The organism is Vibrio tasmaniensis (genome assembly GCF_024347635.1).
Classification (GTDB): Bacteria; Pseudomonadota; Gammaproteobacteria; order Enterobacterales; family Vibrionaceae; genus Vibrio; species Vibrio tasmaniensis.
Genome location: NZ_AP025511.1, coordinates 590,217 through 615,923, shown reverse-complemented (window position 1 = coordinate 615,923; position 25,707 = coordinate 590,217). Strand labels below are relative to the sequence as shown.

The following is a 25,707-nucleotide window of genomic DNA, read 5'->3' as shown; positions in this document are numbered from 1 at the left end:
CACTCTATGCCTAAACTCTATTTTGTCGACGATGAACCTGCCATCCGAGACTCCGTAGAACAAGCCATGCTCATTGAAGGCATCGATATCGTCTGCTTCCCCAATGCCATTGAGGCACTAAAGAAAATAGATGTGACGCAAGCTGGGATTGTGATCACCGATATTCACATGCCAGTGATGGATGGCATCCAATTGACGCAAAAGCTGCTGAATCAAAACCCTCATTTTCAGATCATCGTACTGACAGGTCATGGAGACGTGCAAACAGCCGTATCCGCGATGAAAGCCGGCGCCTACGATTTTCTGGAAAAACCATTTGTGGTTGATGCTCTTTTAACGGCAGTCAAAAAAGCGGCCGACAAGCTCGCCTTGGTAGAAGAGAACAACCTACTGCGTAAAGAGTTGGCGGTGCAGAATCAGGTAGGGCCAAAACTGATTGGTCAATCGCCATCAATGCAGGCATTACGCCGAGAACTGATCTCTCTAGATACCAAAACTAATCCACTTCTACTGTTTGTCGGTGATTTAGGGACGGGTAAAAGAGTTACGGCGCAGTACACGCACGATCTTCACAGCCATAAAGCTGCAGAGCTTTGCCCTGTCGCAGCGTTTAATTTACCACGCCGTGACGAAGCGACATTCCATCAGTTTGTTTTACAACTGTTCTTGAAGCATCAAGGTGGAACGCTCTATATACATGAAACAGAAGCATTAACTCAAGACCAATGGCAGTGGTTAGCGAACTTAAAACCCACTCTACTTCGTGAAAACTCATGCAAAACCAATGCAACTTGTATCATTTTAGCAACCACAGCACTTCCTACTACAATGGTAAGTGAGTTCCGTCGATTTGACTTGCTACCGCTAGCGCAACGAACAGAAGACATTGGCTCTTTGTTTAAGCACTTTGCTCGTGGTGCGGCGAGTCGATATCAGTTGCCTCCCCCGGTGATTACAGAAAAAGAGGTTCAACGATTGATCGCCACTCATTGGGGTGAAAATATTAGACAGCTTCGCCAACATGCTGAACTCAGAGTGTTGACTAAACCCAAGCTGACATCGCTTGAACCAGAACCTAATAATCAAGAGCAAAACGATGAGAACCACATTGTTCTAAAGACTGAAGAGCAACAACGGTCATTAAGCCAACGTACCGATAGCTTTGAGCAAATCATCTTGATAGAGGCACTACATCGTCATCAAGGGCGTTTAAAAGAGGTACAGCAAGAGCTGCAAGTGTCACGAAAAACGCTTTATGACAAGTTGAGAAAGCACCAACTTGATAAAACAGATTTCAAAAACCAATAAGAGTTAAAAAATATATAAATTCAAAGATTTAAAGGAGCAAAGCCTTAACATTTATCAAAAGTAAGAATACACTCACAAAGCTTGCACTTTTATTTAGCGAACAAGGACTGTTATGAGTCAGAAAAATTTCAGCAAATTGAACGAGACCGAACTTGAGTATGTCGATGACAAAACAGCGGCACTGCTCCTCAATACGCCCACCAGTGCGCGTATTATGTTGTGGGTGATCGTGCTGTTTTTTATTGCTGCTATTGGGTGGTCTGCTTGGGCTGAAATCGACAAAGTGACAGTTGGCCAAGGTAAGGTAATCCCTTCTTCTCAGATTCAAGTGGTGCAAAACCTTGAAGGTGGTTTGGTTAAAGAAATTTTAGTCAAAGAAGGGCAACGAGTTCAAAAAGGGCAACAATTACTATTAATAGATGACACTCGATTCCGCTCTGACTTTCGTGAACGTGAGCAACAAGTTGCGAACTTAACGGCTAATGTACTCATGCTGTCCGCTTCACTGACCAGTGTTGTGATCAATGAAGAATTCTCAGTAAAAGAGTGGAAAAAAAGTGTCTTGCTTGACTACGGTAAACTTGCCTTCCCACCACTATTCTACGATCTGCACCCCAAATTGGTTAATCGCCAAAAAGCAGAATATCGTCAAGATTTGAATAACTTAAAAAACCAACTTTCCGTTTTTGATCAACAGGTTGGACAGAAGCAGCAAGACCTAGTTGAAATAAAGGCGCGTGTTCAGAATTTAAGACAGAGTTACAACTTTGCCCGCCAAGAACTGGATATTACCAAGCCTCTTGCTGATGAAGGGGTGGTGCCAAAAATTGAACTGCTCAAGCTGCAAAGACAAGTTAACGACACTCGTCGAGAAATGACTTCTAGCGAACTCAAAATCCCTCTTCTACGTTCAGCAATCAAAGAAGCGATGCTCAGTCGTATCGATGCTGCATTGAACTTCCGATCAGAACAACAAGAGAAGCTAAACCAAGCACAAGATAAGCTCTCTGCAATGACGGAATCAGCGGTTGGCCTTGAAGACAGAGTTAATCGAACTGTAGTAGTTTCTCCAGTAACAGGAACCGTCAAAACGCTTGGTATTAATACCGTAGGCGGTGTTATCCAGCCGGGTATGGACATTGTTGAAATTGTACCAACTGAAGACTCCCTATTAGTTGAGGCGAAAATTGCTCCACAAGATATCGCATTTTTGCGTCCTGAATTGAGCGCTGTGGTTAAGTTCAGTGCCTATGACTTTACTAAATACGGTGGTTTAGTAGGTGTGTTAGAACACATCAGTGCCGATACCACTCAAGATGAAGAAGGCAACAGCTTTTACATCGTGCGAGTGCGTACCGATAAGTACAGCTTTGGGGCTAATGAAGAGCTGCCTATCATTCCAGGTATGACCGCTTCTGTCGATATCATCACTGGCAAAAGAACCGTGCTTGAATATATGTTGAAGCCAATTTTGAGTGCTCAAAACAACGCACTAAAAGAGTAAGGACGGTTAATGCTTGAGAACGTCTTCCTACATGCAGTGAAAAAACAAGAGCAGCGGCAATGAAATCTCGGTTTTCGTTATTGCTGCTGTTCCTTACCTCTTTTACTTCCGGGGCACTGAACAAGAGTGACCAAAGGTGGATAGACGCAGTCTCTGTAACCTACGGAGAAAGAGCAGGGAAACGAGTATCGACATGGCGCTCGAATATGACGTCGTACGCAGGGTTAAGTGAAAAAGAGAAACTCGATTCGGTAAACCGATTCTTCAACCAAATGTACTTTGTCGATGACAGTATACTTTGGGGAAAAAATGACTACTGGGCGACACCGCTGGAATTTTTGGGCAGTAACGCGGGAGACTGTGAAGATTTCACAATTGCAAAATACTTCTCTTTACTTGAATTGGGCGTTCCAGATAAGAAATTACGATTAGTGTATGTAAAAGCACTTGAGTTAAACCAATTCCATATGGTGTTGGCTTACTACTCTACACCCAGTGCAGAACCGCTAATTTTAGACAACTTAAACCCTGAAATAAAACGCGGCTCCAAGCGCAGAGATCTACGACCGATATACAGCTTCAATGGTAAAAACCTTTGGTTAATCAAGTCGGCGGCTGGCAGCGGTAAGTTATCAGGAAAATCTTCAAGATTGAGCTTATGGAACGACTTACGTTCTCGTGAGCGCTCTCTAAAATTAAACAAACCCATTATCAATTACGATGAGTAGGTACAATGACTTTATATAAACAGCTTGTGGTCGGGATGGTTGCAGTGTTCATACTGCTGATGACGTCAGTTTTTATGATCGAATTCAATACCACCCGTGGATACTTAGAAGAGCAGCAACGCTCTGAAGTAAATAATACCATTAATACTGTTGGACTGGCGCTCGCCCCTTACCTCGAAGAAAAGGACCAAGTGGCTGTAGAGTCTGTTATCAACGCACTGTTTGATGGTAGTTCTTACTCTGTCGTACGATTGATTTTTCTAGACACAGGAGATGACATTCTTCGCTCATACCCTGTGAAACCAACAGGTGTACCACAATGGTTTACCAACCTGAATTTGTTTAAACCGATTCACGATCGCCGTGTGATTACCAGTGGTTGGATGCAACTTGCCGAAGTTGAAATAGTGAGCCACCCAGGCCCAGCCTACACGCAGCTTTGGGAAGCATTTACCCGACTAGTGACCTTCTTTGGAGCGATTTTCTTACTGGGTTTGATCTCGATTTCATGGATACTCCAGCGAGCACTACGCCCGCTGTCATTAATCATAAAAAAAATGAATCAGATTGCTAAAAATCAGTTCGGAGAACCTCTGGCTCGCCCTAAAACAAAAGATCTCATCTTAGTCGTCGACGGTATTAACCACATGTCGACTCAGGTAGAGCAGGCCTTTAAAAATCAGGCGCAAGAAGCTCAACGACTTCGTGAGCGCGCGTATATCGATCCTGTTTCTCAATTAGGTAACCGTGCTTACTACATGTCTCAATTAACTCAGTGGTTAGAAGAGTCTAGTTTAGGTGGCCTGGCGGTACTAAAAGCCGAATTTATTAGTGAAGAATATGATGACAAAGGTTATCAAGAAGGCGATGCCTTAGTTCACCAATTAGCTGAACAGCTACAGGCTTCTATTTCATCTCCAGATATTACTATTGCACGTATCTCTAGTGATGAGTTTGGCTTCATTATGCCGAACATTGATGAAAGTGAACTGAAACTCGTCGCGAGCAGCATCGTAAATTGCATTCAAAATCTAGGTTCAGATCCCACAGGTATGGCGAACCCACACATTGCTCTCGGTGTGACATACAGCAAGAAACGTAAAACCAGTACTGAAATCATGTCTTTGGTCGATAACGCACTGTCTAGCGCTAAAGCGAACCGTGAGCTCGCTTACGGTTACGTAACTGCTGACGACCATGGCGCTGTAATGGGTAAACAGCAATGGCGAATGTTGGTCGAAGAAGCAATCATCAATGACCTAGTAACTTTCCGCTTCCAAGCTGCAAATAATAGTTTTGGCAAAACCTATCACCAAGAAGTGTTCTCTGCGATTGAGAAAGAGGGGGTTCGTTACGGTGCTAACCAATACTTATACGCATTAGAACAGCTTGAAATGAGCCACATCCTCGATCAATACGTTATCGAGAAGATGATTGATAAACTGAATGCAAAAGAGCTTACTAGCCCCGTTGCTATCAATATATCGCCAAGTAGTATTTCTCAGCCAAGCTTCATCCGTTGGATTGGAAAATCTCTTGAAAAAAATGCTTCAATCGCTCATCTATTACATTTTGAAATTCCGGAAAACTGTTTCGTCAATGTTCCGCACTACACGGCATTATTGTGTAACACCATTCGCAACGCTGATGCGGTGTTTGGTGTCGATAATTATGGACGCAACTTCCAATCGCTCGATTACATCAACGAGTACCGCCCTAGCTATGTGAAGCTGGATTACCTATTTACTCATAACCTTGATGACGAAAAACAGAAATTTACGTTAACGTCTATCTCAAGAACGGCTCATAACCTTGGTGTGACGACTATTGCGTCACGAATTGAAACTCAGACTCAGTTAGATATTTTGTCTGATAACTACGTAGAAGTGTTCCAAGGCTTCATTGTTGATAAATAGTTGTAAGGTTATATCGCATGCAAGATCCACTATTAAACTCACTGATCTACGTTAGTCGGTATTACGGGTTAGCTAACTCGCCCGAAGCGTTGATCAATGGGCTACCACTCTCTGATGGAAAGCTAACCCCTTTCCTATTCCCTCGCTCTGCAGAGCGTGCGGGGTTAGTGGCCAAAGAAAACCGTTCCGATCTAGAAAACATCCCTCACCTGATTCTGCCAGCCGTATTGTTACTCAAGCAAGGTGAGGCTTGCGTTCTTAATAGTATCGATATTGAGAAGCAAGAAGCCGAAATCATCACAACGGAAAGTGGGATGATGCCTATCGTCATCCCTATCGAAGAATTGAAAGAGCAATTCATCGGTCGTTACTTCTTAGTAAAAAAACAATTCCGTTATGATGAGCGCTCGCCAGAAATTTTAAAAACCCGCGAAGGTCACTGGTTTTGGAGCACAATTTGGCAATCTAAAAAAATCTATCGTGATGTGCTGATCGCCTCAATTCTGATCAACCTTTTCGCTATTGCAGCTCCAATGTTTACCCGTTTGGTGTACGACAAAGTGGTACCAAACCTAGCGTTTGAGACGCTATGGGTACTCGCGAGTGGTATTTTTGTCGTCTTCCTCTTTGACTTGCTTTTAAAGTTAATGCGAAGCTACTTTATTGACGTTGCGGGTAAGAAATCCGATATCCTGATTTCATCTAAGTTGTTCAGTAAAGTGCTCGGGATTCGTATGGAAGCGAAGCCTGCTTCTGTCGGTGCTTTTGCTAAAAACCTGCAAGAATTCGAGTCAATCCGTGAGTTCTTTACTTCGGCAACAATAGGCTCATTAATCGATTTGCCATTCGCTCTTATGTTCTTAGCGTTAATTTGGTTGATGGCTGGCAACCTTGTGTTTGTTCCTGTCGCTGGCGTGGTGATTCTGATCATCTATGCATTGCTAATACAAGGTCCGCTGCGTCGTACCATTGAAGAAGGTTCTCGTCTTGCTTCTCAGAAGTACGCAAACTTAATTGAGAGTTTAGCGGGACTAGAAACCGTTAAGCTATTCAGCGCTCAAAGCCAGTTCCAATTCCGCTGGGAAGAAGCTGTCGCGCACATGGCGAACTGGAATATCAAGAGTCGTCGCATTACCGATAGCATCCAAAACACCGCAGGCTTTGTTCAACAAAGTACCAATGTGGGGATGATCATTTTTGGTGTGTACCTAATGGCAGAAGGCACTCTTACAATGGGTGGCTTGATTGCCGCTACTATGTTGAGTGGTAGAGCAATTGGTCCTCTTGTCCAGTTATCATTGCTTTCTACGCGTTATAACCAAGCGAAGTCATCAATGACTTTGATTGAACAAGTCATGTCGATGCCCAGTGAACAAGAGGAAGGTAAGCGATACATCCACCGTCCGATTATTCAAGGGCATATCGCGCTTGATAAAGTAACATTCCATTACCCTGATTCGCCAATCGCGTCTATAAGAGACCTGACTCTTAATATTAGTCCAGGTGAAAAGGTCGCGATTATTGGACGAATTGGTTCAGGTAAAAGCACACTTGAACGCCTGATTATGGGCCTGTATAAGCCCACAGAAGGTCATGTACGCATTGATGATACAGATATGGAACAACTTCACCATGTCGACGTACGACGCAATATAGGCTGTGTGCCGCAGGACAGTAACCTATTCTATGGCACGGTAAGAGACAACATTACCTTGGGACGCCCGTTGGTTGACGATCGTGATGTTATGGATGCTGCCAACCGAGCAGGTGTTACCGCTTTTACTCAGCAAGATCCCGCAGGCTTAGAACGCCAAGTAGGTGAAGGTGGTGGTTTACTCTCAGGAGGTCAACGTCAGTCGATAGCCATAGCTAGAGCCTTCCTAGGGCGCCCTCCTGTATTATTGATGGACGAACCTACCAGCGCTATGGATAACCGTTCAGAGATGCACATTAAGCATCAGCTGAGCCAGCTGTTACCTAGTGAGACTTTGATTCTTATCACCCACAAAACGTCGATGTTGGATATCGTGGATAGAGTGATTGTGATGGAGAAAGGCAGCATTATTGCCGACGGACCAAAATCACAAGTCCTGTCAGACTTGAAGCAAGGTAAGGTAAAAGCGGCAAGTTAGGTTGTTCTGAATTTTCAGCTCGCTTGAGGTGAATATCTTCAAGCGAGTTGAAAGTAATTTAAACCAAAGCTGGTATAAGTCAAATCCGACGAGGCTGTTCCGCTTTCATGCTGAATATCAGGCAGAAGCTTCCAATATCAACCTTTAGAGTCGTAAGTTTGGTATTGGACAATTAACGACAAGTTAAGCTTTGCAGTAAACGCGAGCTTCACGAGGTGTATAAATACCGAAAGTCAAAGTCGCTAGTAAACCATTTACGAATGTCTCTTGAACTTCAACTTTAGCTACGTTGTCGATACCGTTACATACTTCAGCTGCATCAATTTGTTTTTTCTGTGCTAAACCGTTGATGAAGAAGTGGTGTGACTTTTCAGCTGTTGGGGCTGTTGCTTCGCTCTCTTGAGGGGCCATTACGAAAGTTTGTTGAGCGCAACCTGTTGCTACAAGTGATAGTGCCGCGATGATCATTAATTTTTTCATGTGTATCTCCTGAGATAAAATTCAACTCACGTTAGTTAGGGTGAACGAGTGTTGTCTGCTTTGAAGGAGATACCTAGCTCCCCTTCACCGATGTTGAACATTATTCCAGAGATGATTGGTCGTTACTGTATGGGTTTGTCAGTCGAATCGTTACACAGTGGAAAGGCTATAATGAATACGGCGCCCTTTAAAGTATTACTTTGCGCAACTTGCACTGTTGCACCGTGTTGAACACAGATCTTCTTGACGATAGAAAGCCCTAGACCATGGCCACTCTTGGCTTTGTTACGCGCTTTATCTCCAACATAGAAAGGTTCGAATAGGCGAGCCCGGTGCTCTTTTGCTACGCCATCTCCATCGTCATGCACGGCGATTTTAAGCTTATCTTGGTACACGGTTGCTTCAATCGAAACTTGTGAGCGTGCGAATTTCATCGCGTTACGTACTAGGTTATCTAACGCGCGGTTAAGCAGCGTATCATCCGCTAATATCAAGCGAGGCTTTTCTGGTAGTGATAGGTCAATATTAAGTTCCGTCTCTTTGTTCCAACGACTCATGGCGTGATCGAGAAAATCTCTTATTTCTAATGGCTGTTGTAAGTTATCTAGGTCACAACTGTCGAGTTTTGCGTAATACAGTAGCTCATCGACCATTTTTTCCATCTCTTCTGTGTCTTCAACAATGCTTTCGATAGTACCTTGCTGCTCCTTGTTGAGTGGCGTGTCTTTAAGCATTTCCGCTTGCCATTGAATACGGAATATTGGCGTTCGCAGTTCATGAGCTACCGCGTTGGTCAGCGAGCGATTACTCTCAATCAAGCGATGAATTCGGTCGGCCATCAGATTAAAGGATTTATTCAATGAACCAATGGCGCTGCCGCCGGAAGTCTCTGCTCGTGAAGATAGGTCACCTTCAGAAAAGCGCAATGTGGCAGTTTCGAGCTTTTTGACCCGTCGGAAAATAATTATCAGGTGACCTAAACCGTACACGATGAAGCTCGCGACAAAGAATACCCAAAGTAGGTTGTCTTCAAGCTCTATTTTTTGACGAACGAGCGACTCGTCGTTGGGTTGGTAGTGATAAGTGTTTTCAGTGCCAGCTAAGCGAAACCAGAGCTCTCGATACTCATCGTGAAAAATAAGGCTATTGGGGTGAGCTATAAAGAAATCAGAAACAGGAGTCGGTAGTTCATCATTTTGATTGAACGTAACGAGGGTATTACGGGTGGTGTCTACAAACTGATTTATTGCTTGGTGGGCGGCATCAAATCCTTGATTGTTAGCAATGTTTTCTATGAGTTGCTGGTGGGCCGTTGCTTCGTAATCTTGCAATATATATTCATAGTCGGTATTGAGCTGATAGACGCAAATCTCGTAGGCGAGAAGACCAACAATAAAGCAAGTTAACAGCCCTAGTAGGGACTCCAAATAGATACGTCGCATAATCGCTCTCTTTCATTGCGCCCGTACTGAGCGCGGTTAATGCCAGGCGGTCGAAACAAATAAGTAACCTTTTCCGCGAATGGTCTGAATTTTATCTGCTGGTGTTTTGTCATCACCAAGTATCTTTCGCAAACGCACCACTTTGTTGTCAATCGTTCGGTCGATCCCGTCGTACTCGATCCCACGCAGCGTCTGAGTTAAGTAGTCACGTGACAGTGGAGTATCTGGGTTGGATGCTAACAGCCAAAGTAGATCAAATTCACTGTCAGTCAGTGATAACACCGAACCTGAAAGTTGACACTTTTTATATGTGTTTTTTAGCGTAAGCTGATCGAACTGAAGGCAACTTGAATCATCAACTATAGGTGTATTGGTTTCTTGACGTCGTAATAGCGAGCGGACTCTTGCCAACAGAACTCTTGGTTTTATTGGCTTGGTGACATAATCATCAGCGCCAGTCTCTAAACCAGCGACGTGATCAAAGTCATCATCGCTGGCGGTGAGCATTAAAATTTTACCCTTAAAGAGCGTACGGGTCTGTCGGCAAATTGTCAGTCCGTCAGTTACAGGAAGCATTAAATCCAATAATACGATATCTGGCTGTTCGGCAAGGATTATCTGCGAGGCATCACTGCCGTCATCTAACGCGGTAACATCAAAATCTTGCGCTACAAAGTAATCCTTTAGCATTCGCTGAAGTTTCAAATCGTCTTCAACGATGATCATTTTAGGTTTTGTCATTCCGTTATCAGCCTTGTTGTGCGTTTAATTTATTGAGATTACGTGACCGCATTTAATCTTGGTGGTTACTGTTGTTGCATATTAATCGCAAATGCGTCACGAAGAAATTCCTGATGCGAATGATTAAACACTTTCCACGCTAGTTCAATGCCGATTTGTGATTTTTGCTTGGGTTTTTCAGTAGGTTAAAAGGGGGTTTTAGTCTGTTGGCGAAGAAAGCCGGAAATGGGAGCTCTAATGTCGAGTTTTTGATTTAATAACAAAAGAGCCAGCCATGAAGTATCTTTTTTAAAGAGGTTTCACGGCTGGTTGGAACTTAATTGGATTTTAAGTTAAATATTAAGGCTACGGTTTGAACCTAAGCATGCGTATTTCTCTGTTCCGAGTTATGATTTTTGGCAAACAGAACAAAATCGTCTAGTGGCATTGGTTTTGCGAAATAGAAGCCTTGTACTTCGTGACACCCGGCGTGGTCTAAAAAATCAAGGTGCTCTTTTTCTTCAATGCCTTCGGCAAGTACATTGAGTGAGAGTTCGGTTGCGAGCTTACAAATCATGCTCAAGATAGCTTGGTCATTGGTGTTGTTAAGTAAGTCCTTTACAAACTCTCGATCTATTTTTAATCGATCGATAGGGAGTAGTTTCAAATAGCTAAGAGATGAATAACCAGTACCGAAATCATCTAACGCTATTTCAATTTTTAACTTCTTTAAGTCATTCAATACAGCCACGACCTTCGACACATCACCCAACATGGCACTTTCTGTTACTTCTAATTCCAGTAAATTCGGAGAAAGGCCAGTCTTTTCTAAGGTTAGTTGTGTCAGGTCTAAAATGTTCTGTTCGGAAAACTGAATGCTCGAAATATTAACGGCAACCTTTACACCAGCAAGCGCTTTATGTTTCTGCCACTGTTGGCAATCAGAGGTAGCTTGTTCAAAAATATGAGCACCCATTGGAATTATTAAGTGGGATTGCTCTGCCAGCTCTATAAAAAGGTCAGGCCTTACGAGGTCTCCATTTGTTTTTTTCCAACGCATCAGCGCTTCGGCACCAATGATACGATTGGTCTTTAAGCAAAGCTGAGGTTGGTAATAAGGAATAAATTCTCTGTTTTCAATCGCATTGTTTATCTCTTTGATTAATGCTATACGTCGCAACGTAGCATTTGATAGTTCAGGCTGATGCTTAACCGTAATGTCATCGCCTTTTTCTTTGGATACATATAGAGCGATGTTCGCTTGAATGAGCATTTCAGAACTGCTTTGTGCGCCATTTGAACTGCAGGTTGCACCAAGGTTAGCCACTAGTTTTATCTTGTTATCATCAATGATAATTTCATTTGAAACCATATCAATCAACATAGCAAAAAAAGCATCCGCACCTTCATTACCATTGTGTTCTTTTGCAGGTACAGCAATACAGAACTTATTTTCATCCAATCGAGCTAAATTAAAATCAACCATGGTTGTGCATGCGGATAAGCGGTTGGCTAGATGAAGCAAGATTGTGTCCCCGGCTTTATAGCCGAGTGTATTGTTGATATCTCTAAAACGTTTAATATCAATGATTAACACGGTGACGCGTTCATTTTTTTCTTTGTATTTATTGAGCAACTCATCAAGCGATCGCAAAAACCCAAGACGGTTCGGCAACTTAGTGAGCGAATCATAGTAAGCCAGTGTTTCGATTTCTTTTGTTAATGCTCTACGTTGCTGCTCTTTATCATAAAGGCTAGAAAAAGCACTTTGTAGTTCCGTTATCTCGTAATATTTTGCTGGTGGTAAAGATGCACTTTCTTCTTTACCTTGTGCCAATAAACTAAGAGAGCGAGTGATGTTTTTTAACGGAGTCGATACTCGACGAGCGATGGCAAAGTTAATAAACATCACCGTCATAAAGCTGATTATGCTAATAGACATCAAAGATTGATTGATCATCTTTCCATATTTTAGCCATTCATCTACAACTGTATTTACCTCGAGAATCCCTCGTACATCGTTGAGTTCCCAATCGTGTTTAGGAGAGTCGGGGTGGCTATTGTGGCAGTTTACACAAGTTTGGTCATAGAGGCGGTCTGCCCGAGCGACGCGTACTCGGGTTCTGTCTTGCTCTTGTACAAACTCGACGTAGAACTCATCTGGTTTCTTGTTAATCGCTACCCACGCCCGTTGTTGAAATTCGTCAAAAAGCCTACCTTGACGGTTTTTAAAAGGATAAGGGCTGGTAAACGAGGTCGTGATGGTGAGATCTTTATCAGATTTATCAAGCATTTCGATTAAGAAGGTAGCAGGAACCGGAATACTGTTCTCTAAGGATTGGTGCTGGGCTGTTGCCACGAGTTCTTTACTATCAACAACTTTCTGAACGACATTTGATGAGTAATAGTTACGAATACTATGAAATGTAGTCACATAGTTCTTTGCATTTTCAACCGACACTTTTTGAACGAAATCTTCAAGGATAACGGTCGATATTAAAGAGAATAGTAAAATACAAGCAAGTGCTATTCCTATGATTGGATAAATAATGGTCCAAGATAGTGAACGCTTCATTGTCTACCTTTATTGATATTTTTAATTGCCTGACACTACTGAAGTGGCTTTCCATGTGGCTTGTTGATGATTTGTTAGCATTATATATAATTTTAGAGTGGCTGAATGTAAGCTCGTGTAACTGGTCTTATGAGTTGATTTGCACTCTGAGGTGAGTGTTTTTAGCAAGGAAGGGGGCGAGGACATAGATGAAATACATTCCATTACATAGTTACGACAGATAATTTAATTGTTAACCAATAGAATTTCTCCAATCAAAATTTTGGGGAATAATGGTATGAAATACTATCGAAATACGTGGCTAGCGTTACCTTTGGCTCTCTTGGCTGGCTGTAATTCAAGTTCAAACGCGGGACAATCAACCACCATTTCGCAAAAGAAACCTAAGGCTGACTACGTATTTTCTTCAGCTAAACTTGGTGAATTGTATCAAGAGAGGCAAGAGCTCCAAGAAGAGGCTATTGTAGTGGTCAAGTAAAACTGGCCACAGTTTTATAAGGGAACCAAAACTGTCGTTCCGACTCATTTGGTGTTAATCCACCATTGTATTGATGTGGACGATGCTGGTTGTAATAACCAACCAAATAATCCGTTATTGCTTTCTGTGCCTCTGTAAAACTTCTATAGCCATTCTTTGGTACCCATTCCGTTTTTAAACTTCTGAACACTCGCTCCATAGGACTATTATCCCAACAGTTCCCTCGACGACTCATACTTTGAGTGATTCGATATCTCCATAGCAACTGACGATATTTTTTACTCGTATAGTGGCAACCTTGATCCGAGTGGAACATTACACCAGACGGCCTTCCGCGGCTCTCATTGGCCATGGTCAGCGCCTTGCCAGTCAATACACTATCTGGTGAGTTAGACATTGCCCAACCGATGACTTTTCGTGCGAACAAGTCAATAACAACGGCTAGATAAGACCATCTCTCCCCCGTCCAGATATAAGTCACATCGCCACACCAGACTTGATTCGGCTCAGTCACCGCGAACTGACGATTTAACCGGTTAGGTATATGAACATGTTCCTGCTGTGTTTTTTTGTACGTATGTTTTGCTAGCTGGCAACTGACTAAGTCTAGTTCTTTCATGAACTTACTTGCTCGGTAACGGCTAAGTCGAATACCTCTTGCTGTGACTATGTCAGCAATGGTTCTCGCTCCAGCGGAACCATTGCTCAGCTCATAAGATCGGCGAACTTCGGCACGAACAAGCACATGCTCTGACGACAGAGATTTATCTCTATTTGCCCAATAACGATAACTACTGCGATGAACCCCGAACACTTCGCAAAGCCGTTTCACAGCATAACTCTTCTTGAGTTTCTCGATCATCGAGAACCGTTCAGGGAGTCTGACATCAAGAGAGCCGTAGCCTTTTTTAGAATTTCCTTTTCTTCTTCAATGCGTTTGATTTTCTTTTTAAGGTCACGAATTTCTCTTTGCTCTGGAGTGAGTGGTGATGAATTTGGTGTCTTACCAGCTCTTTCAGCTTTGAGTTGCCTTACCCAGCTTTCTAACGTAGTTTTTCCAATCCCCATTGCTTCGCAGGTTTCTTTATAGGAACGTCCCTGGTCAAGCACTAGCTGAGCGCATTCAAGTTTAAATTCTGGGTTAAAAGTGCGTCTTTCACGCTTAGTCATAATGTCACCTGTTTTAGTATCGAGATGATCATACATCACCTCTTAATCAGGTGGCCAAATTAACTATGCCACTACATATGAAGCTCTCTTACGATGGTATTTTGTATGAAAAAATTCAGTTTGCTGAAGACATTAGTGATAAGCAAAAAGTGATTAAGCTTTCGGATGGCTTAGGCCAAAGTGTTGATCTGTACTTTCCTGAAGCTGGGTTTGATAGTTGTGGTATTTATACAGAGAGCAAGGGCTTGGATCTATTTGATTGTGATGCAGCACTGCGCTTTACTTCTAATGATACTACGTCAATAAAAGCAATGACGAAGGATAAAAAAGTCTCCGTTAAGCTTGAATACCAAAACGAGTTGTCGCAATACGTGACGAGCCTGGGTTCGACGATTCTGAGTAAATCCAAAAATGGTAATAAAGTCACCATTACCACATCGTTTGCCTTCAACGCTTTTTACCGCGATGTGCTCAACGAGACTGGCGTTGTTGAGCGCATTACTTCCACTCTAGGCGCATCAACCTATTCTCAGCTTTTTGATATCGTGAAGTTATACCGAGGCAGTGAGATGACGTTGAAGTTCACTAACCATATCGGTGGCAGTGCTGATGATGAAATCAACATGTACACCGGGCGCATGATCAATAACAGCAAGATGACGACGGTTGTGACTCCAACGGGTTCGGTTTTCTCGGGTGGTACGGATCTATTTGCTGCTGGCAACTCACGTATTTTGCAACGCGCTGATACTACCAAGGCCATTGAACTGAATAAGCAGGTGGGTGTGCATAGTTGGGCTGAAGGGAATAAAACGGCCAAAGAATTCCCATACACCAATGAGAGTCATCGTCAGCAAGCGACCTATTTTAAAAAGGTGATGGGAGAAAAAGGGATAGACTTCTATATCTTCACTTTAGATTCTGCACCTGCTGCTGGTGAGCACTGGATGACCAAAGCAGACTCTGATAAGTACGGTTTCATTACACGTATTGAGTAGCTTAAGCTCGGATTAAAATAGAAGCGATTTGAGAAGGTTGGTGATGACGTTGTTGTCACCAACCTTTTTTGTTCCTTTATTTACTCGTCACTTATGTTGAGTGTAGATTTCCTAGTCTTAAATTTCAGTATAAAGACTCATTGATACTACCTTCCCACTTCCCCTCAAAAAGTGTCTACACGGATTCCTACTGATTTATTTTTTGCTCTTTCCAAGCAAAAACTTTTGACCCGTAACCATCACACCTCAAATCTTTAATGATTTTATTTAGTGGTCTAAATGATATTTAAAGCATTGTTTTAAAATGACTTATTTGATTTTGAATAGTGTGTTGTTACGAGTTTGTTTTAAATAATCATTTGAACCCTAATTAAATTTCTGTCATTTTATATTTAACTGAACGTTCAATGAAAAATAAAAGGACTAAGAAATGCCCAAGGTAGGGATGCCTGATATACGCAAACCACAGCTCGTCCAAGCTACGATGACCGTGATTGATCGAGTGGGTTTACATGCTACGAGTATTGCTCTTATCAGCAAAGAGGCGGGCGTGTCGACAGGGATCATTAATCACTATTTTGGTGGGAAACATGGCCTGCTTGAAGAGACCATGCGAGAAATACTGCGTCAACTTTCGAATACCGTAACAACAGAATTAAATGCGCTCCCTGCTGATGCTCACCAGCAAAGGATCAACGCTATCATCAACGGTAATTTCGAAGGCTATCAAGCGGAAAATAAAGTGTCGAAAACATGGCTCGCATTCTGGTCTTATTCGATGCATGACGCTCAACTCAAGCGTCTTCAGCGCGTGAATGAAAAGCGTTTGATTTCTCACTTACTTATTGAATTAAAATCGATTTTTCAACCTGATCAAGCGGAATTGATCGCACACGGCATCGCATCATTAATTGATGGCATCTGGCTGAGAGGGACGCTCAATCCTGAAGGCATTAACGCCGATAAAGCTCGTGCAATCATCAATGACTACTTAGACAAGCAGCTTACGTTTTACTCGTGTCAGCGCGATTAATGAGTCATCAAAAATTCTAGTGAGTGAGCTCAAAAGGCTCGCTCTCAACAACGATATGCATTCACAAATACATAGACCGATAGAGTCTAACAACAATAATTAAGTCAGAAGATCAAATGGAAATGAACTCGTTATACATCGATGGTAAAGCGGTTGACGCTACCTCAGGCGAAACTTTCGTCAGCATTAACCCTGCAAACGGCGAACCTATCGCAACGCTTGGCCAAGCTTCTTCAGCTGACGTTGAAAATGCGATTGAATCGGCGAAGCGCGGATTTGCGGTATGGTCAGCAATGACAGCCGTAGAACGCAGTCGTATTCTTTTAAAGGCGGTAGAGATACTTAGAGCTCGAAATAATGACCTTGCAAACCTTGAGGTTGTTGATACGGGTAAGCCACTGCAAGAAGCGATTGAAGTGGATGTGGCATCTGGCGCCGATGTGATTGAATACTTCGCAGGCCTTGCGCCTACGCTACAAGGCGATCAACAACCCCTTAGTGAATCTCAATTCTTCTACACTCGTCGTGAACCGCTTGGCATCTGTGCAGGCATTGGCGCGTGGAACTACCCTATTCAAATCGCGATGTGGAAATCGGCTCCCGCATTGGCTGCGGGTAACGCGATGATTTTCAAACCTTCCGAAGAAACCCCGCTAACGGCACTTAAGCTTGCTGAAATCTTCACCGAAGCTGGCCTTCCTGATGGCGTATTCAACGTAGTTCAAGGTGACTACCGAGTGGGCCAAATGCTAACAGCTCACCCCGACATCGCTAAAGTGTCGTTCACGGGTGAAACCGGTACAGGCAAAGCGGTAATGTCAGACAGTGCAAAAACACTCAAGTCTGTAACGATGGAGCTCGGCGGCAAATCACCCATGATCATCTTTGATGACGCGAAATTGGACGATGCGGTGTCAGCTTCGATGGTCGCTAACTTCTACACCCAAGGCGAAGTGTGCACTAATGGTACTCGTGTCTATGTACACGAAAACATCTACGACGCATTTATCGACCAACTTAAAACACGCACTGAAAAGCTCATCATTGGTAACCCGATGGATATGGAGACTCAGATCGGTGCGTTGATTTCTAAAGAACATCTTTCAAAAGTCCTTGAAGCGATTGAGCTAGCAAAACAGTCTGGCGCTACATTGCTGACTGGCGGTTACCAAGTGACGGACAACGGCTTAGCAAACGGCAACTTTGTTATTCCTACGGTATTCACAGATTGCCATGACGACATGCCTCACGTGCAGCAAGAAATTTTCGGCCCTGTTATGTCGGTGTTGAAGTTCACTGATGAAGACGATGTGATTCGTCGTGCTAATGATACTCAATATGGTCTTGCTGCTGGCGTATTCACGCAAAACCTTTCTCGCGCTCACCGTGTTATTCATCAAATGCAAGCGGGTATTTGTTGGGTTAATACATGGGGTGACTCACCTGCAGAAATGCCTGTTGGTGGCTACAAACTTTCAGGTGTTGGCCGTGAAAACGGACCAGAGACTCTACTCCACTATACGCAGACTAAGAGCATTCTTATTGAACTTGGCGACTACGCCAGCCCTTATGCCTAACGCGTAACACTCAATTTTATGAGCTAGCTTAACAGAGCTAGCTCCACTGACTCATCTCAGGGAAATCAAAACATGGAACAACGCTACGATTATATTATCGTCGGCGCGGGTTCGGCCGGCTGTGTGTTAGCGGATAGGCTAACGGAAAGCGGTGAACATAGCGTTTTATTACTGGAAGCGGGTGGTACGGATAAGAGTATTTTTATCCAAATGCCGACTGCGCTTTCTTACCCGATGAATACTGAAAAGTACGCTTGGCAATTCGAGACTCAACAAGAACCGGGCCTTGATGGACGTGAACTGCATTGTCCACGCGGCAAGGTGTTGGGTGGCAGCTCATCGATCAACGGCATGGTTTATGTTCGTGGCCACGCTTGTGACTTTGACCAATGGGAAGAAGAGGGCGCAGCCGGTTGGAATTACCAAGCTTGCTTGCCTTACTTCCGCCGTGCTGAATCATGGAATAAAGGTGGTGACGAATATCGTGGCGACAATGGCCCTGTCGGCACTTGTAACGGTAACGATATGGAGCTCAACCCGCTTTACCAAGCATTCATTGATGCAGGTAAAGACGCAGGTTACCCAGAAACACAAGATTACAACGGCTACCAGCAAGAAGGCTTCGGCACCATGCATATGACGGTAGACAAGGGTGTTAGAGCCTCAACCTCTAACGCTTATCTGCGTCGTGCATTGAAGCGTTCAAACCTTACCTTGAAAAAAGGCATCGTGGCGCGTCGTTTCTTACTTGAAGCACTCGTCGTAAAAGACCAGTCATCAGAAGGTCAATCAGGCTTGAAAGCGGTTGGTGTCGAGTTTGAAAAGTCAGGTAATACCCAAGTCGCGGTAGCGAACAAAGAAGTGATCTCTTCTGCGGGCTCTATTGGCTCGGTTCAACTGCTGCAGCTTTCTGGTATCGGCCCGAAAGCGGTACTTGAAAAGGCAGGTGTTGAGCTGAAACACGAGCTGAGTGGTGTCGGTGAAAACCTACAAGACCACCTAGAAGTGTACTTCCAATACCACTGTAACGAACCCATCACGCTCAACAGCAAGCTTGGCTTGATCAGCAAGGGCATGATTGGAGCAGAGTGGATTCTGACTCGTAAAGGTTTGGGTGCTACCAATCACTTTGAATCGTGCGCGTTCATTCGTTCTCGCAAAGGTTTGAAGTGGCCAAATATCCAATATCACTTCCTGCCAGCAGCGATGCGTTACGACGGACAAGCGGCCTTTGATGGTCACGGCTTCCAAGTACACGTTGGGCCTAACAAGCCAGAGAGTCGCGGTACGGTTGCGATCACTTCGGCTGACCCGCATGCCAAGCCAGAGATTATTTTCAATTACATTTCGACCGAACAAGACCGCCAAGATTGGCGCGATTGTATTCGTCTGACGCGTGAGATTTTGTCGCAACCTGCGATGGATGTTTACCGTGGCGAGGAGATTCAGCCAGGTCTTAGCGTCACTTCTGATGAAGCGATCGATGAATGGGTTAAGCAGAACGTTGAAAGTGCGTATCACCCTTCTTGCGGCTGCAAAATGGGCGCTGATGATGACCCAATGGCGGTACTTGATGAAGAGTGTCGTGTTCGCGGCATTGATAACCTGCGTGTTGTCGACTCGTCTGTTTTCCCTGTTATTCCAAACGGCAACCTGAACGCACCCACCATCATGGTGGCTGAGCGTGCCTCGGATCTGATTCTGGGCAAGCCCGTTCTAAAACAGCAAAACGTTCCGGTATGGATAGCACCGGAATGGGAAGAGACACAAAGAATCAATAAGCCAGTACGAGAAGCGTAAGCCTCTGTTATTGGCTAAAAATAGCAAAGAATAAAAACAACAAGTAACAAGCAAAAAATAACAAAACTAATTAGTCAAAAGTCAAAAGTCAGAAGAACTGCTCTCTATCGGTGTTGATATCGAGTAGAAAAAGGAAAGATAAAAAGGAACCATTATGACGACTCTAAATATTCAGAAAGTGACAACAAAAACGTTAACAGCACTAGCCATCAGTTCATTTGCATTTGGTGCTAACGCTTCTATCGAACCACAACAATGTGAAAACGTACGCTTCGCTGATGTTGGTTGGACAGACATTACCGCGACAACGGCTGTCACTTCAGAGCTACTGAAAGGTCTAGGCTACAAAACCAAAACCGACCTACTTTCAGTTCCGGTCACTTACTCTTCAATGGCCAATGGCGACATTGATGTCTTCCTAGGTAACTGGATGCCAACAATGGAAGGCGATATCGCGAAGTACCGCGAAGCAGGAACGGTTGACACTGTGCGTGCCAACCTTGAAGGCGCAAAATACACGCTTGCTGTTCCTAAATACGTGTATGACGCAGGCGTAAAAACCTTCGCTGACCTAGCAAAAAATGCCGACAAATTTAAAGACCGCATCTACGGTATTGAGCCGGGCAATGATGGCAACCGTCTAATCCAGTCAATGATCGACTCAGACGCTTTTGGCTTGAAAGATTTCAGCTTAGTTGAATCAAGTGAAGCGGGCATGGTATCGCAAGTATCTCGCGCTGCTCGTCGTAGCCAGTGGATCGTTTATCTAGGCTGGGCACCGCACCCAATGAACAGCAACGTTGAGATGGAATACCTATCAGGTGGTGACGACTTCTTCGGCCCGAACTACGGCGGAGCAAATGTTTACACCAATGTTCGTTCAAACTACGTGTCTGAGTGTGCAAACGTCGGTCAACTTCTGCAAAACCTAGAGTTCTCTCTAGAGATGGAAAACCAGTTGATGGAAGAGATTCTTAACCAAAAAGTGAAGCCAGAAAAAGCGGCGCAACAGTGGTTAAACGCTAACCCACAACAAGTTGAAGCTTGGTTAGACAACGTAAAAACGCATAAAGGTGAATCAGCGACGCAAGCGGTTACTGAATACCTAAAACAAGTTAAAGCTTAGTTTTACCTTGCTATCGATCTATTTATCAAAGCTCTATAAATAAAAAAGGTGGGCTTACCAATTGTTCGATTGGTTTGAAGTAGCCCACCCATAATAAAAGGCAATACTGTGAATTTTATTACGGAAAACAAAATCCCTGTTGGTCAATGGATGGAAGCGGGTGTTGATTGGTTAACGATCAATGCAGCAGGATTCTTTGACGCTATTTCGATTTTTTTAGAAACCGTCATTATGTTTTTAGTCGATGTATTTAAGTGGATGCCACCGGCTTTACCAATCGTTATTACTGCGGCGATTGCATGGTACTTACACCGTAAACCCTCGCTTGTGATTTTCGTGGTTGCAGCCTTGCTGACCATTTTAAACCTCGGCTACTGGCAAGAAATGCTGGAAACCTTTGTCCTCGTGTTTGCAGCGACAACGATTTCCGTATTAATTGGCGTTCCAGTTGGCATTATGGCCGCGCATCGCCCTTGGTTATATACCGTGCTTAGACCCATCCTTGATTTAATGCAGACGGTTCCGACTTTTGTGTATCTGATTCCGACGTTGGTTTTATTCGGCTTGGGCATTGTTCCTGGCTTAATCTCGACCATCATCTTCGCCATTGCCGCACCAATTCGTTTGACCTACTTAGGCGTCACCAAAGTCCCTGAAGAGTTGATTGAAGCGGGTAAAGCGTTTGGTGCGAGTCGAATGAAATTGCTGATGAAGGTGGAATTACCTGCAGCCTTACCAAGTATCATGGCGGGTGTCACACAATGCATTATGTTGTCGCTTTCGATGGTGGTTATCGCCGCTCTTGTCGGTGCTGACGGCCTTGGTAAACCAGTGGTTCGTGCATTGAACACAGTGAACATCTCACAAGGTTTTGAAGCCGGACTGGCGATTGTATTGGTCGCGATTATTCTTGATCGCTTGTGTAAGACACCAAACCAGAAGGAAGCTTAATCATGTCTAACTCTCAGGGAAAAAAGACAATGGACGCGATTACCATTAAGAATCTCGATGTTGTGTTTGGTAATAAATCCAAACAAGCACTTGAGCTACTCGACCAAGGTAAAACTCGCCAAGAGATCATTGATGAAACTGGTCAAGTTGTCGGCGTAGACAATGTGTCGCTGACGGTGGAAGAAGGCGAGATTTGTGTATTGATGGGTTTGTCTGGTTCTGGTAAATCATCTTTGCTGCGTGCAGTTAACGGTTTGAATGAGATCAGCCGTGGTTCACTGACAATCAAAGACGGTGACCAACAAGTCGATTTAGCGCAATGTGATGAAGCGACTCTGCGTCATCTTCGTACTGACCGCGTATCAATGGTTTTCCAAAAATTTGCTTTGATGCCATGGCTTAACGTATTAGACAACGTAGCATTTGGTCTTGAAATGCAGGGTGTAGCGAAAGATGTTCGTCGTGCAAAAGCGCGTGAACAATTAGACATGGTCGGCCTAGCTGAATGGGAAACCAAATTTCCACATGAGCTTTCCGGCGGCATGCAGCAACGTGTTGGTTTGGCGCGTGCGTTTGCAATGGACACCGACATTCTGTTGATGGATGAACCGTTCTCGGCGCTTGATCCACTGATTCGTGCTCAGCTGCAAGATGAATTGATCACGCTGCAAAACAAACTCAACAAAACGATTCTGTTCGTGAGTCACGACCTAGATGAAGCACTGAAGATTGGCAATAACATTGCGATCATGGAGTCAGGCAAACTGATTCAACACGGTAAGCCTGAAGAGATCGTGCTGACGCCAAAAACAGAATACGTAAAAGATTTCGTGGCTCACACCAATCCATTGAATGTACTTAAAGGTCGCTCTTTGATGCAGCCTCTTGATTCACTGACGCAAGAGGATGAAAGCTGGAAGATCTGCGATTCTAAAGATCTCTGGATTGAACAGAGTGAAGGTGCTTTATCAGTGAAAGGTGAATCGACTTTAGCGCTTGTTGAGTGGAGCGAGTCTGACGACCTAACCGCGATTAGCGCGTCGAGTGTGGTAGTGGCAAGCCCGGAAATTGGCATGCGCGATGCGATTAAACTGAAGCAGCTAAGTAATCACCCGATTTTGCTGGTGGAAGACAATAAACTGGTCGGTATTTTGGATAACAGTGAATTTTATAATGCGCTTACTGGTAACTTTCAGATGAATACAGCCGCGTAAAGTTTCGTTTTTCAGCTTAGCTATTGGGGCTGGTTTTTTATTGGGTGGAGAGGGTTAAGTCTCTCTACCTCTATGATTATTAAAATATATTATTCTTTGAGTTTGTATTCTCTGACTCATTATTTTTGTCTTCATTGAAGCTTTGATTCCCCCTTCATTAAGCAAAAGTGCCGTACCACGCAAGTTTAGTGGTATAGAAAAGATTGAGAATAGTATTAACATCAGTACAATGCGGAAAAATCAATGAAGTAAATTATCAATTTACAGTGTAATTCGAGCGTTCCTAAGCTGTTCAGTTTGGAAAATCTCATCGCCACGGCACTGTAAAGTCACTCACAGTATATTAGTACAAAGGTCTGCATCTTGGATAAACATGACGAAATCTTGGTCGCTATTCGCCAAATTATTCGCGCTATCGATTTACACTCGAAAAAGCTGAGTAAAGAGTATGGTTTGACGGGCCCTCAATTGATTTTAATGCGCGCAATCCAAGAGATGGGTAATGTGACGATCAAAGAATTGTCTAATCAAACTAATGTGAGTCAAGCGACGACAACGACGATCATCGATCGTCTAGAGCTTAATGGTTATGTGCAGCGTATCCGTAGTGTTGCTGATCGACGTAAAGTTCATGCGAATTTGACGGAGAAAGGCCAAGAGCTACTTAATAATGCGCCACCACCGCTACAAGATAACTTCGTTAAAAAATTCCAAAATCTAGAAGCGTGGGAGCAAAGCCTGCTGCTTTCTTCGATGCAAAGAGTGTCTGCAATGATGAACGCAGAAGACATCGACGCTGCCCCAGTTCTACAGCTTGAAGGCATTGCCAACGTTGCTAAGAGCTAATTAGCTAGCTGAGTTAATTGTTTAAAAACAATGTATTAGAATAATATTTAATGGTCGCTTTGAGCGGCCATTTGTGATCTTGGCCTCCCAATTTTTCTGACTTTACTAATAAAAATCATCTTTTAGTTGTAGCCTATCGATATAAGCTAAGGTTTTCGAAAGACTAAGTATCAAGCGAAGGTATCTATATAGGCTATTGTATCAAGTTTGTGCTGACATATGATGAGCTTCTCGTTGTGTCTAACCTCCCCCCACTTCTAAGCGACAAAACTTCTTTCAAGATAAGTGCATGCCATAAAACGAGAATAACAACCTTAAACGGCTCGTTTGGTGCCTTAAAATGGCCAAATTGGGGTGTTTTAAGTTGCTGTTTTTGTTGGTTTTTAATTTGATGTTTTCTTAAGATCACAATGGTAGTCTTAGCTTAATTTCTTTAGGGGGCTAAATGGACACCAATAACAGCACTTATCATCAGCACAGTTTTGCTCAGCAAGATCTATCAGAACTTACCTTTACGGCCTGTACGTTTATCCGTTGTGATTTCAGACGTTCGAACTTACGTGATGCAACGTTTATTAACTGTAAGTTTATTGAACAAGGCGATATTGAGGGATGCCACTTTGATATTGCCGATTTACGAGACGCAAGTTTCCAGAATTGCCAGTTGGCGATGGCGAACTTTAGTAATGCGAATTGCTATGGGATTGAGCTGCGTGAATGCGACTTAAAAGGAGCGAATTTTACTCGTGCTAATTTTGCCAATCAAGTAAGTAATAGGATGTACTTTTGCTCTGCATATATTACGGGCTGTAACCTGTCATACGCCAACTTGGAGCAGGCCTGCTTGGAAAAGTGTGAGTTGTTTGAAAACCGCTGGATAGGGACTTACCTTGGTGGTGCGTCACTGAAAGAGTCGGATCTCAGCCGAGGCGTGTTCTCCGAAGATGTATGGGGGCAATTCAGTATGCAGGGGGCTAACTTGTGTCATGCGGAATTAGAAGGGTTAGATCCTCGCAAGGTAGATACGACAGGGATTAAGATTGTCGCTTGGCAACAAGAGCAGCTGCTTGAAAGCATGGGGATTGTTGTTATGCCTGATTGATTGATTGATTGATTGATTGATTGATTGGTTTTCCAATTCTGCATATCACGCTGCAAGACTCGGTTGTCGTATCACTCGGTCGTAATCAACTACAGCAGTTAGAAGAAAAGCCCAAAGTTAATAACTTTGGGCTTTACCGTATCTGGAAACTGGCAGTTTATTAACGATGTTTGAAAATAGACGGCGAGTTAAGATTATTCGAGTTTAGTGCATCCCTGAACGCATTTTGTCGGCAAGTGCAAAGAAAACAAACAGCACAAAACACACTAGCGCAACACACAATGAAACTAAGATCGTTGTTGCGTCTTTTGATAACAATGGAATAGCGATAGAAGCAACCGCTACCAAAATAACAAAGATATGAACGATTCGTCCGATGATGGGATTTTTATGACAGTATGAGGCCCAACGATAACGCATTTTTAACACCAGTATAATATTAGAATTTTTATTCTATTCTATTTTATTTTACTAATGAGAACTTTGTAAATTATTTTTAATTGTTGGGTACGGTAAATGTGATTAAAGCAAAATTAATATAAAACTAGTTAAATAACAGCGCATTATGTGACAGCTGTTGTCTATTTGGCTGTGGTGGCATTTTTAC

Annotated in this window: 19 protein-coding genes and 2 pseudogenes; 15 read left to right on the top strand and 6 right to left on the bottom strand. The window is 43.4% G+C overall.

The annotated features are described in order from the left end of the window. Positions 1–6 precede the first annotated feature (6 nt). The 5 genes from OCV44_RS17060 (at position 7) to OCV44_RS17040 (ending at position 7,588) form a co-directional block, all read left to right on the top strand. Positions 7–1,308, top strand: a complete 1,302-nt coding sequence (locus tag OCV44_RS17060) for a sigma-54-dependent transcriptional regulator (protein WP_139683775.1) — start codon at positions 7–9, stop codon at positions 1,306–1,308. Positions 1,309–1,420: 112 nt separating this feature from the next. Beyond that, positions 1,421–2,812, top strand: a complete 1,392-nt coding sequence (locus OCV44_RS17055) for an HlyD family type I secretion periplasmic adaptor subunit (protein WP_086050478.1) — start codon at positions 1,421–1,423, stop codon at positions 2,810–2,812. A 59-nt stretch (positions 2,813–2,871) separates the two neighbouring features. Then, complete coding sequence (locus tag OCV44_RS17050; RefSeq protein WP_012600028.1) at positions 2,872–3,540, top strand: transglutaminase-like cysteine peptidase; 669 nt, start codon at positions 2,872–2,874, stop codon at positions 3,538–3,540. A 5-nt stretch (positions 3,541–3,545) separates the two neighbouring features. Then, the gene (locus tag OCV44_RS17045) at positions 3,546–5,456 is read left to right on the top strand and encodes a bifunctional diguanylate cyclase/phosphodiesterase (RefSeq protein WP_139683670.1); all 1,911 of its coding nucleotides are present in this window, start codon (positions 3,546–3,548) and stop codon (positions 5,454–5,456) included. A gap of 17 nt (positions 5,457–5,473) precedes the next feature. After that, positions 5,474–7,588 carry a type I secretion system permease/ATPase gene (locus tag OCV44_RS17040; RefSeq protein WP_139683671.1) on the top strand — a complete coding sequence of 705 codons (2,115 nt, stop codon included), beginning with the start codon at positions 5,474–5,476 and terminating at the stop codon, positions 7,586–7,588. Between the two features lie 183 nt (positions 7,589–7,771). On the opposite strand, the gene OCV44_RS17035 is transcribed toward OCV44_RS17040, so the two are convergent. The 4 genes from OCV44_RS17035 to OCV44_RS17020 form a co-directional block, all read right to left on the bottom strand. After that, positions 7,772–8,068, bottom strand: coding sequence for a Bor family protein (locus OCV44_RS17035; RefSeq protein ID WP_139683672.1), 297 nt, complete (start codon positions 8,066–8,068; stop codon positions 7,772–7,774). 122 nt (positions 8,069–8,190) lie between these two features. Then, positions 8,191–9,510 carry a sensor histidine kinase gene (locus OCV44_RS17030; protein ID WP_139683673.1) on the bottom strand — a complete coding sequence of 440 codons (1,320 nt, stop codon included), beginning with the start codon at positions 9,508–9,510 and terminating at the stop codon, positions 8,191–8,193. A 36-nt stretch (positions 9,511–9,546) separates the two neighbouring features. After that, complete coding sequence (locus OCV44_RS17025) at positions 9,547–10,251, bottom strand: response regulator (protein WP_139683674.1); 705 nt, start codon at positions 10,249–10,251, stop codon at positions 9,547–9,549. A 358-nt stretch (positions 10,252–10,609) separates the two neighbouring features. Further along, positions 10,610–12,805 (bottom strand): EAL domain-containing protein, encoded by a 2,196-nt coding sequence (locus OCV44_RS17020; RefSeq protein ID WP_139683675.1) that lies wholly within the window; start codon positions 12,803–12,805, stop codon positions 10,610–10,612. A 277-nt stretch (positions 12,806–13,082) separates the two neighbouring features. Here OCV44_RS17020 and OCV44_RS17015 point away from each other — a divergent pair. Beyond that, positions 13,083–13,259 (top strand): annotated as a pseudogene (locus tag OCV44_RS17015) (alpha/beta hydrolase); the annotation flags it as partial. 16 nt (positions 13,260–13,275) lie between these two features. Here OCV44_RS17015 and OCV44_RS17010 read toward each other — a convergent pair. Continuing rightward, positions 13,276–14,453, bottom strand: a protein-coding gene (locus tag OCV44_RS17010; protein ID WP_249631935.1) for an IS3 family transposase whose coding sequence is annotated in 2 segments (ribosomal slippage) — positions 13,276–14,195 and positions 14,195–14,453 — 1,179 coding nt in all. Because the reading frame shifts where the segments join, the coding sequence is not laid out codon by codon here. A 77-nt stretch (positions 14,454–14,530) separates the two neighbouring features. On the opposite strand from OCV44_RS17010, the pseudogene OCV44_RS17005 reads away from it, so the two are divergent. The 9 genes and pseudogenes from OCV44_RS17005 to OCV44_RS16965 form a co-directional block, all read left to right on the top strand. Next, positions 14,531–15,451 (top strand): annotated as a pseudogene (locus OCV44_RS17005) (alpha/beta hydrolase); the annotation flags it as partial. Between the two features lie 430 nt (positions 15,452–15,881). Then, on the top strand, positions 15,882–16,484 hold the full coding sequence (gene betI, locus OCV44_RS17000; protein ID WP_139683677.1) for a transcriptional regulator BetI: 603 nt from the start codon (positions 15,882–15,884) through the stop codon (positions 16,482–16,484). 116 nt (positions 16,485–16,600) lie between these two features. Further along, positions 16,601–18,061, top strand: coding sequence for a betaine-aldehyde dehydrogenase (betB, locus tag OCV44_RS16995; protein WP_139683678.1), 1,461 nt, complete (start codon positions 16,601–16,603; stop codon positions 18,059–18,061). A 72-nt stretch (positions 18,062–18,133) separates the two neighbouring features. Further along, on the top strand, positions 18,134–19,861 hold the full coding sequence (betA, locus tag OCV44_RS16990) for a choline dehydrogenase (RefSeq protein WP_139683679.1): 1,728 nt from the start codon (positions 18,134–18,136) through the stop codon (positions 19,859–19,861). 154 nt (positions 19,862–20,015) lie between these two features. Further along, positions 20,016–20,987: a choline ABC transporter substrate-binding protein gene (locus OCV44_RS16985; protein ID WP_139683680.1), complete on the top strand. Its 972-nt coding sequence runs from the start codon at positions 20,016–20,018 to the stop codon at positions 20,985–20,987. A gap of 108 nt (positions 20,988–21,095) precedes the next feature. Further along, complete coding sequence (choW, locus tag OCV44_RS16980) at positions 21,096–21,938, top strand: choline ABC transporter permease subunit (protein ID WP_012600072.1); 843 nt, start codon at positions 21,096–21,098, stop codon at positions 21,936–21,938. A gap of 2 nt (positions 21,939–21,940) precedes the next feature. Continuing rightward, a complete protein-coding gene (gene choV, locus OCV44_RS16975) occupies positions 21,941–23,152 on the top strand; it encodes a choline ABC transporter ATP-binding protein (RefSeq protein WP_139683681.1) in 1,212 nt (403 codons plus the stop codon). A gap of 363 nt (positions 23,153–23,515) precedes the next feature. After that, positions 23,516–23,998 carry a MarR family winged helix-turn-helix transcriptional regulator gene (locus OCV44_RS16970; RefSeq protein ID WP_017111207.1) on the top strand — a complete coding sequence of 161 codons (483 nt, stop codon included), beginning with the start codon at positions 23,516–23,518 and terminating at the stop codon, positions 23,996–23,998. A 445-nt stretch (positions 23,999–24,443) separates the two neighbouring features. Beyond that, positions 24,444–25,100, top strand: coding sequence for a Qnr family pentapeptide repeat protein (locus OCV44_RS16965; protein ID WP_139683682.1), 657 nt, complete (start codon positions 24,444–24,446; stop codon positions 25,098–25,100). A 204-nt stretch (positions 25,101–25,304) separates the two neighbouring features. Here OCV44_RS16965 and OCV44_RS16960 read toward each other — a convergent pair whose 3' ends face one another. Next, positions 25,305–25,520: a hypothetical protein gene (locus OCV44_RS16960; protein ID WP_139683683.1), complete on the bottom strand. Its 216-nt coding sequence runs from the start codon at positions 25,518–25,520 to the stop codon at positions 25,305–25,307. Positions 25,521–25,707 lie beyond the last annotated feature (187 nt).

Coding starts and splice junctions, on each gene's coding strand:
- betI (WP_139683677.1), top strand. CDS start 15,882: ATGCCCAAGGTAGGGATGCCTGATATACGCAAACCACAGCTCGTCCAA.
- betB (WP_139683678.1), top strand. CDS start 16,601: ATGGAAATGAACTCGTTATACATCGATGGTAAAGCGGTTGACGCTACC.
- OCV44_RS16985 (WP_139683680.1), top strand. CDS start 20,016: ATGACGACTCTAAATATTCAGAAAGTGACAACAAAAACGTTAACAGCA.
- OCV44_RS17025 (WP_139683674.1), bottom strand. CDS start 10,251: ATGACAAAACCTAAAATGATCATCGTTGAAGACGATTTGAAACTTCAG.
- OCV44_RS17040 (WP_139683671.1), top strand. CDS start 5,474: ATGCAAGATCCACTATTAAACTCACTGATCTACGTTAGTCGGTATTAC.
- choV (WP_139683681.1), top strand. CDS start 21,941: ATGTCTAACTCTCAGGGAAAAAAGACAATGGACGCGATTACCATTAAG.
- betA (WP_139683679.1), top strand. CDS start 18,134: ATGGAACAACGCTACGATTATATTATCGTCGGCGCGGGTTCGGCCGGC.
- OCV44_RS16965 (WP_139683682.1), top strand. CDS start 24,444: ATGGACACCAATAACAGCACTTATCATCAGCACAGTTTTGCTCAGCAA.
- OCV44_RS16960 (WP_139683683.1), bottom strand. CDS start 25,520: ATGCGTTATCGTTGGGCCTCATACTGTCATAAAAATCCCATCATCGGA.
- OCV44_RS17060 (WP_139683775.1), top strand. CDS start 7: ATGCCTAAACTCTATTTTGTCGACGATGAACCTGCCATCCGAGACTCC.
- OCV44_RS17030 (WP_139683673.1), bottom strand. CDS start 9,510: ATGCGACGTATCTATTTGGAGTCCCTACTAGGGCTGTTAACTTGCTTT.
- OCV44_RS17020 (WP_139683675.1), bottom strand. CDS start 12,805: ATGAAGCGTTCACTATCTTGGACCATTATTTATCCAATCATAGGAATA.
- OCV44_RS17045 (WP_139683670.1), top strand. CDS start 3,546: ATGACTTTATATAAACAGCTTGTGGTCGGGATGGTTGCAGTGTTCATA.
- OCV44_RS17050 (WP_012600028.1), top strand. CDS start 2,872: ATGAAATCTCGGTTTTCGTTATTGCTGCTGTTCCTTACCTCTTTTACT.
- OCV44_RS17035 (WP_139683672.1), bottom strand. CDS start 8,068: ATGAAAAAATTAATGATCATCGCGGCACTATCACTTGTAGCAACAGGT.
- OCV44_RS17055 (WP_086050478.1), top strand. CDS start 1,421: ATGAGTCAGAAAAATTTCAGCAAATTGAACGAGACCGAACTTGAGTAT.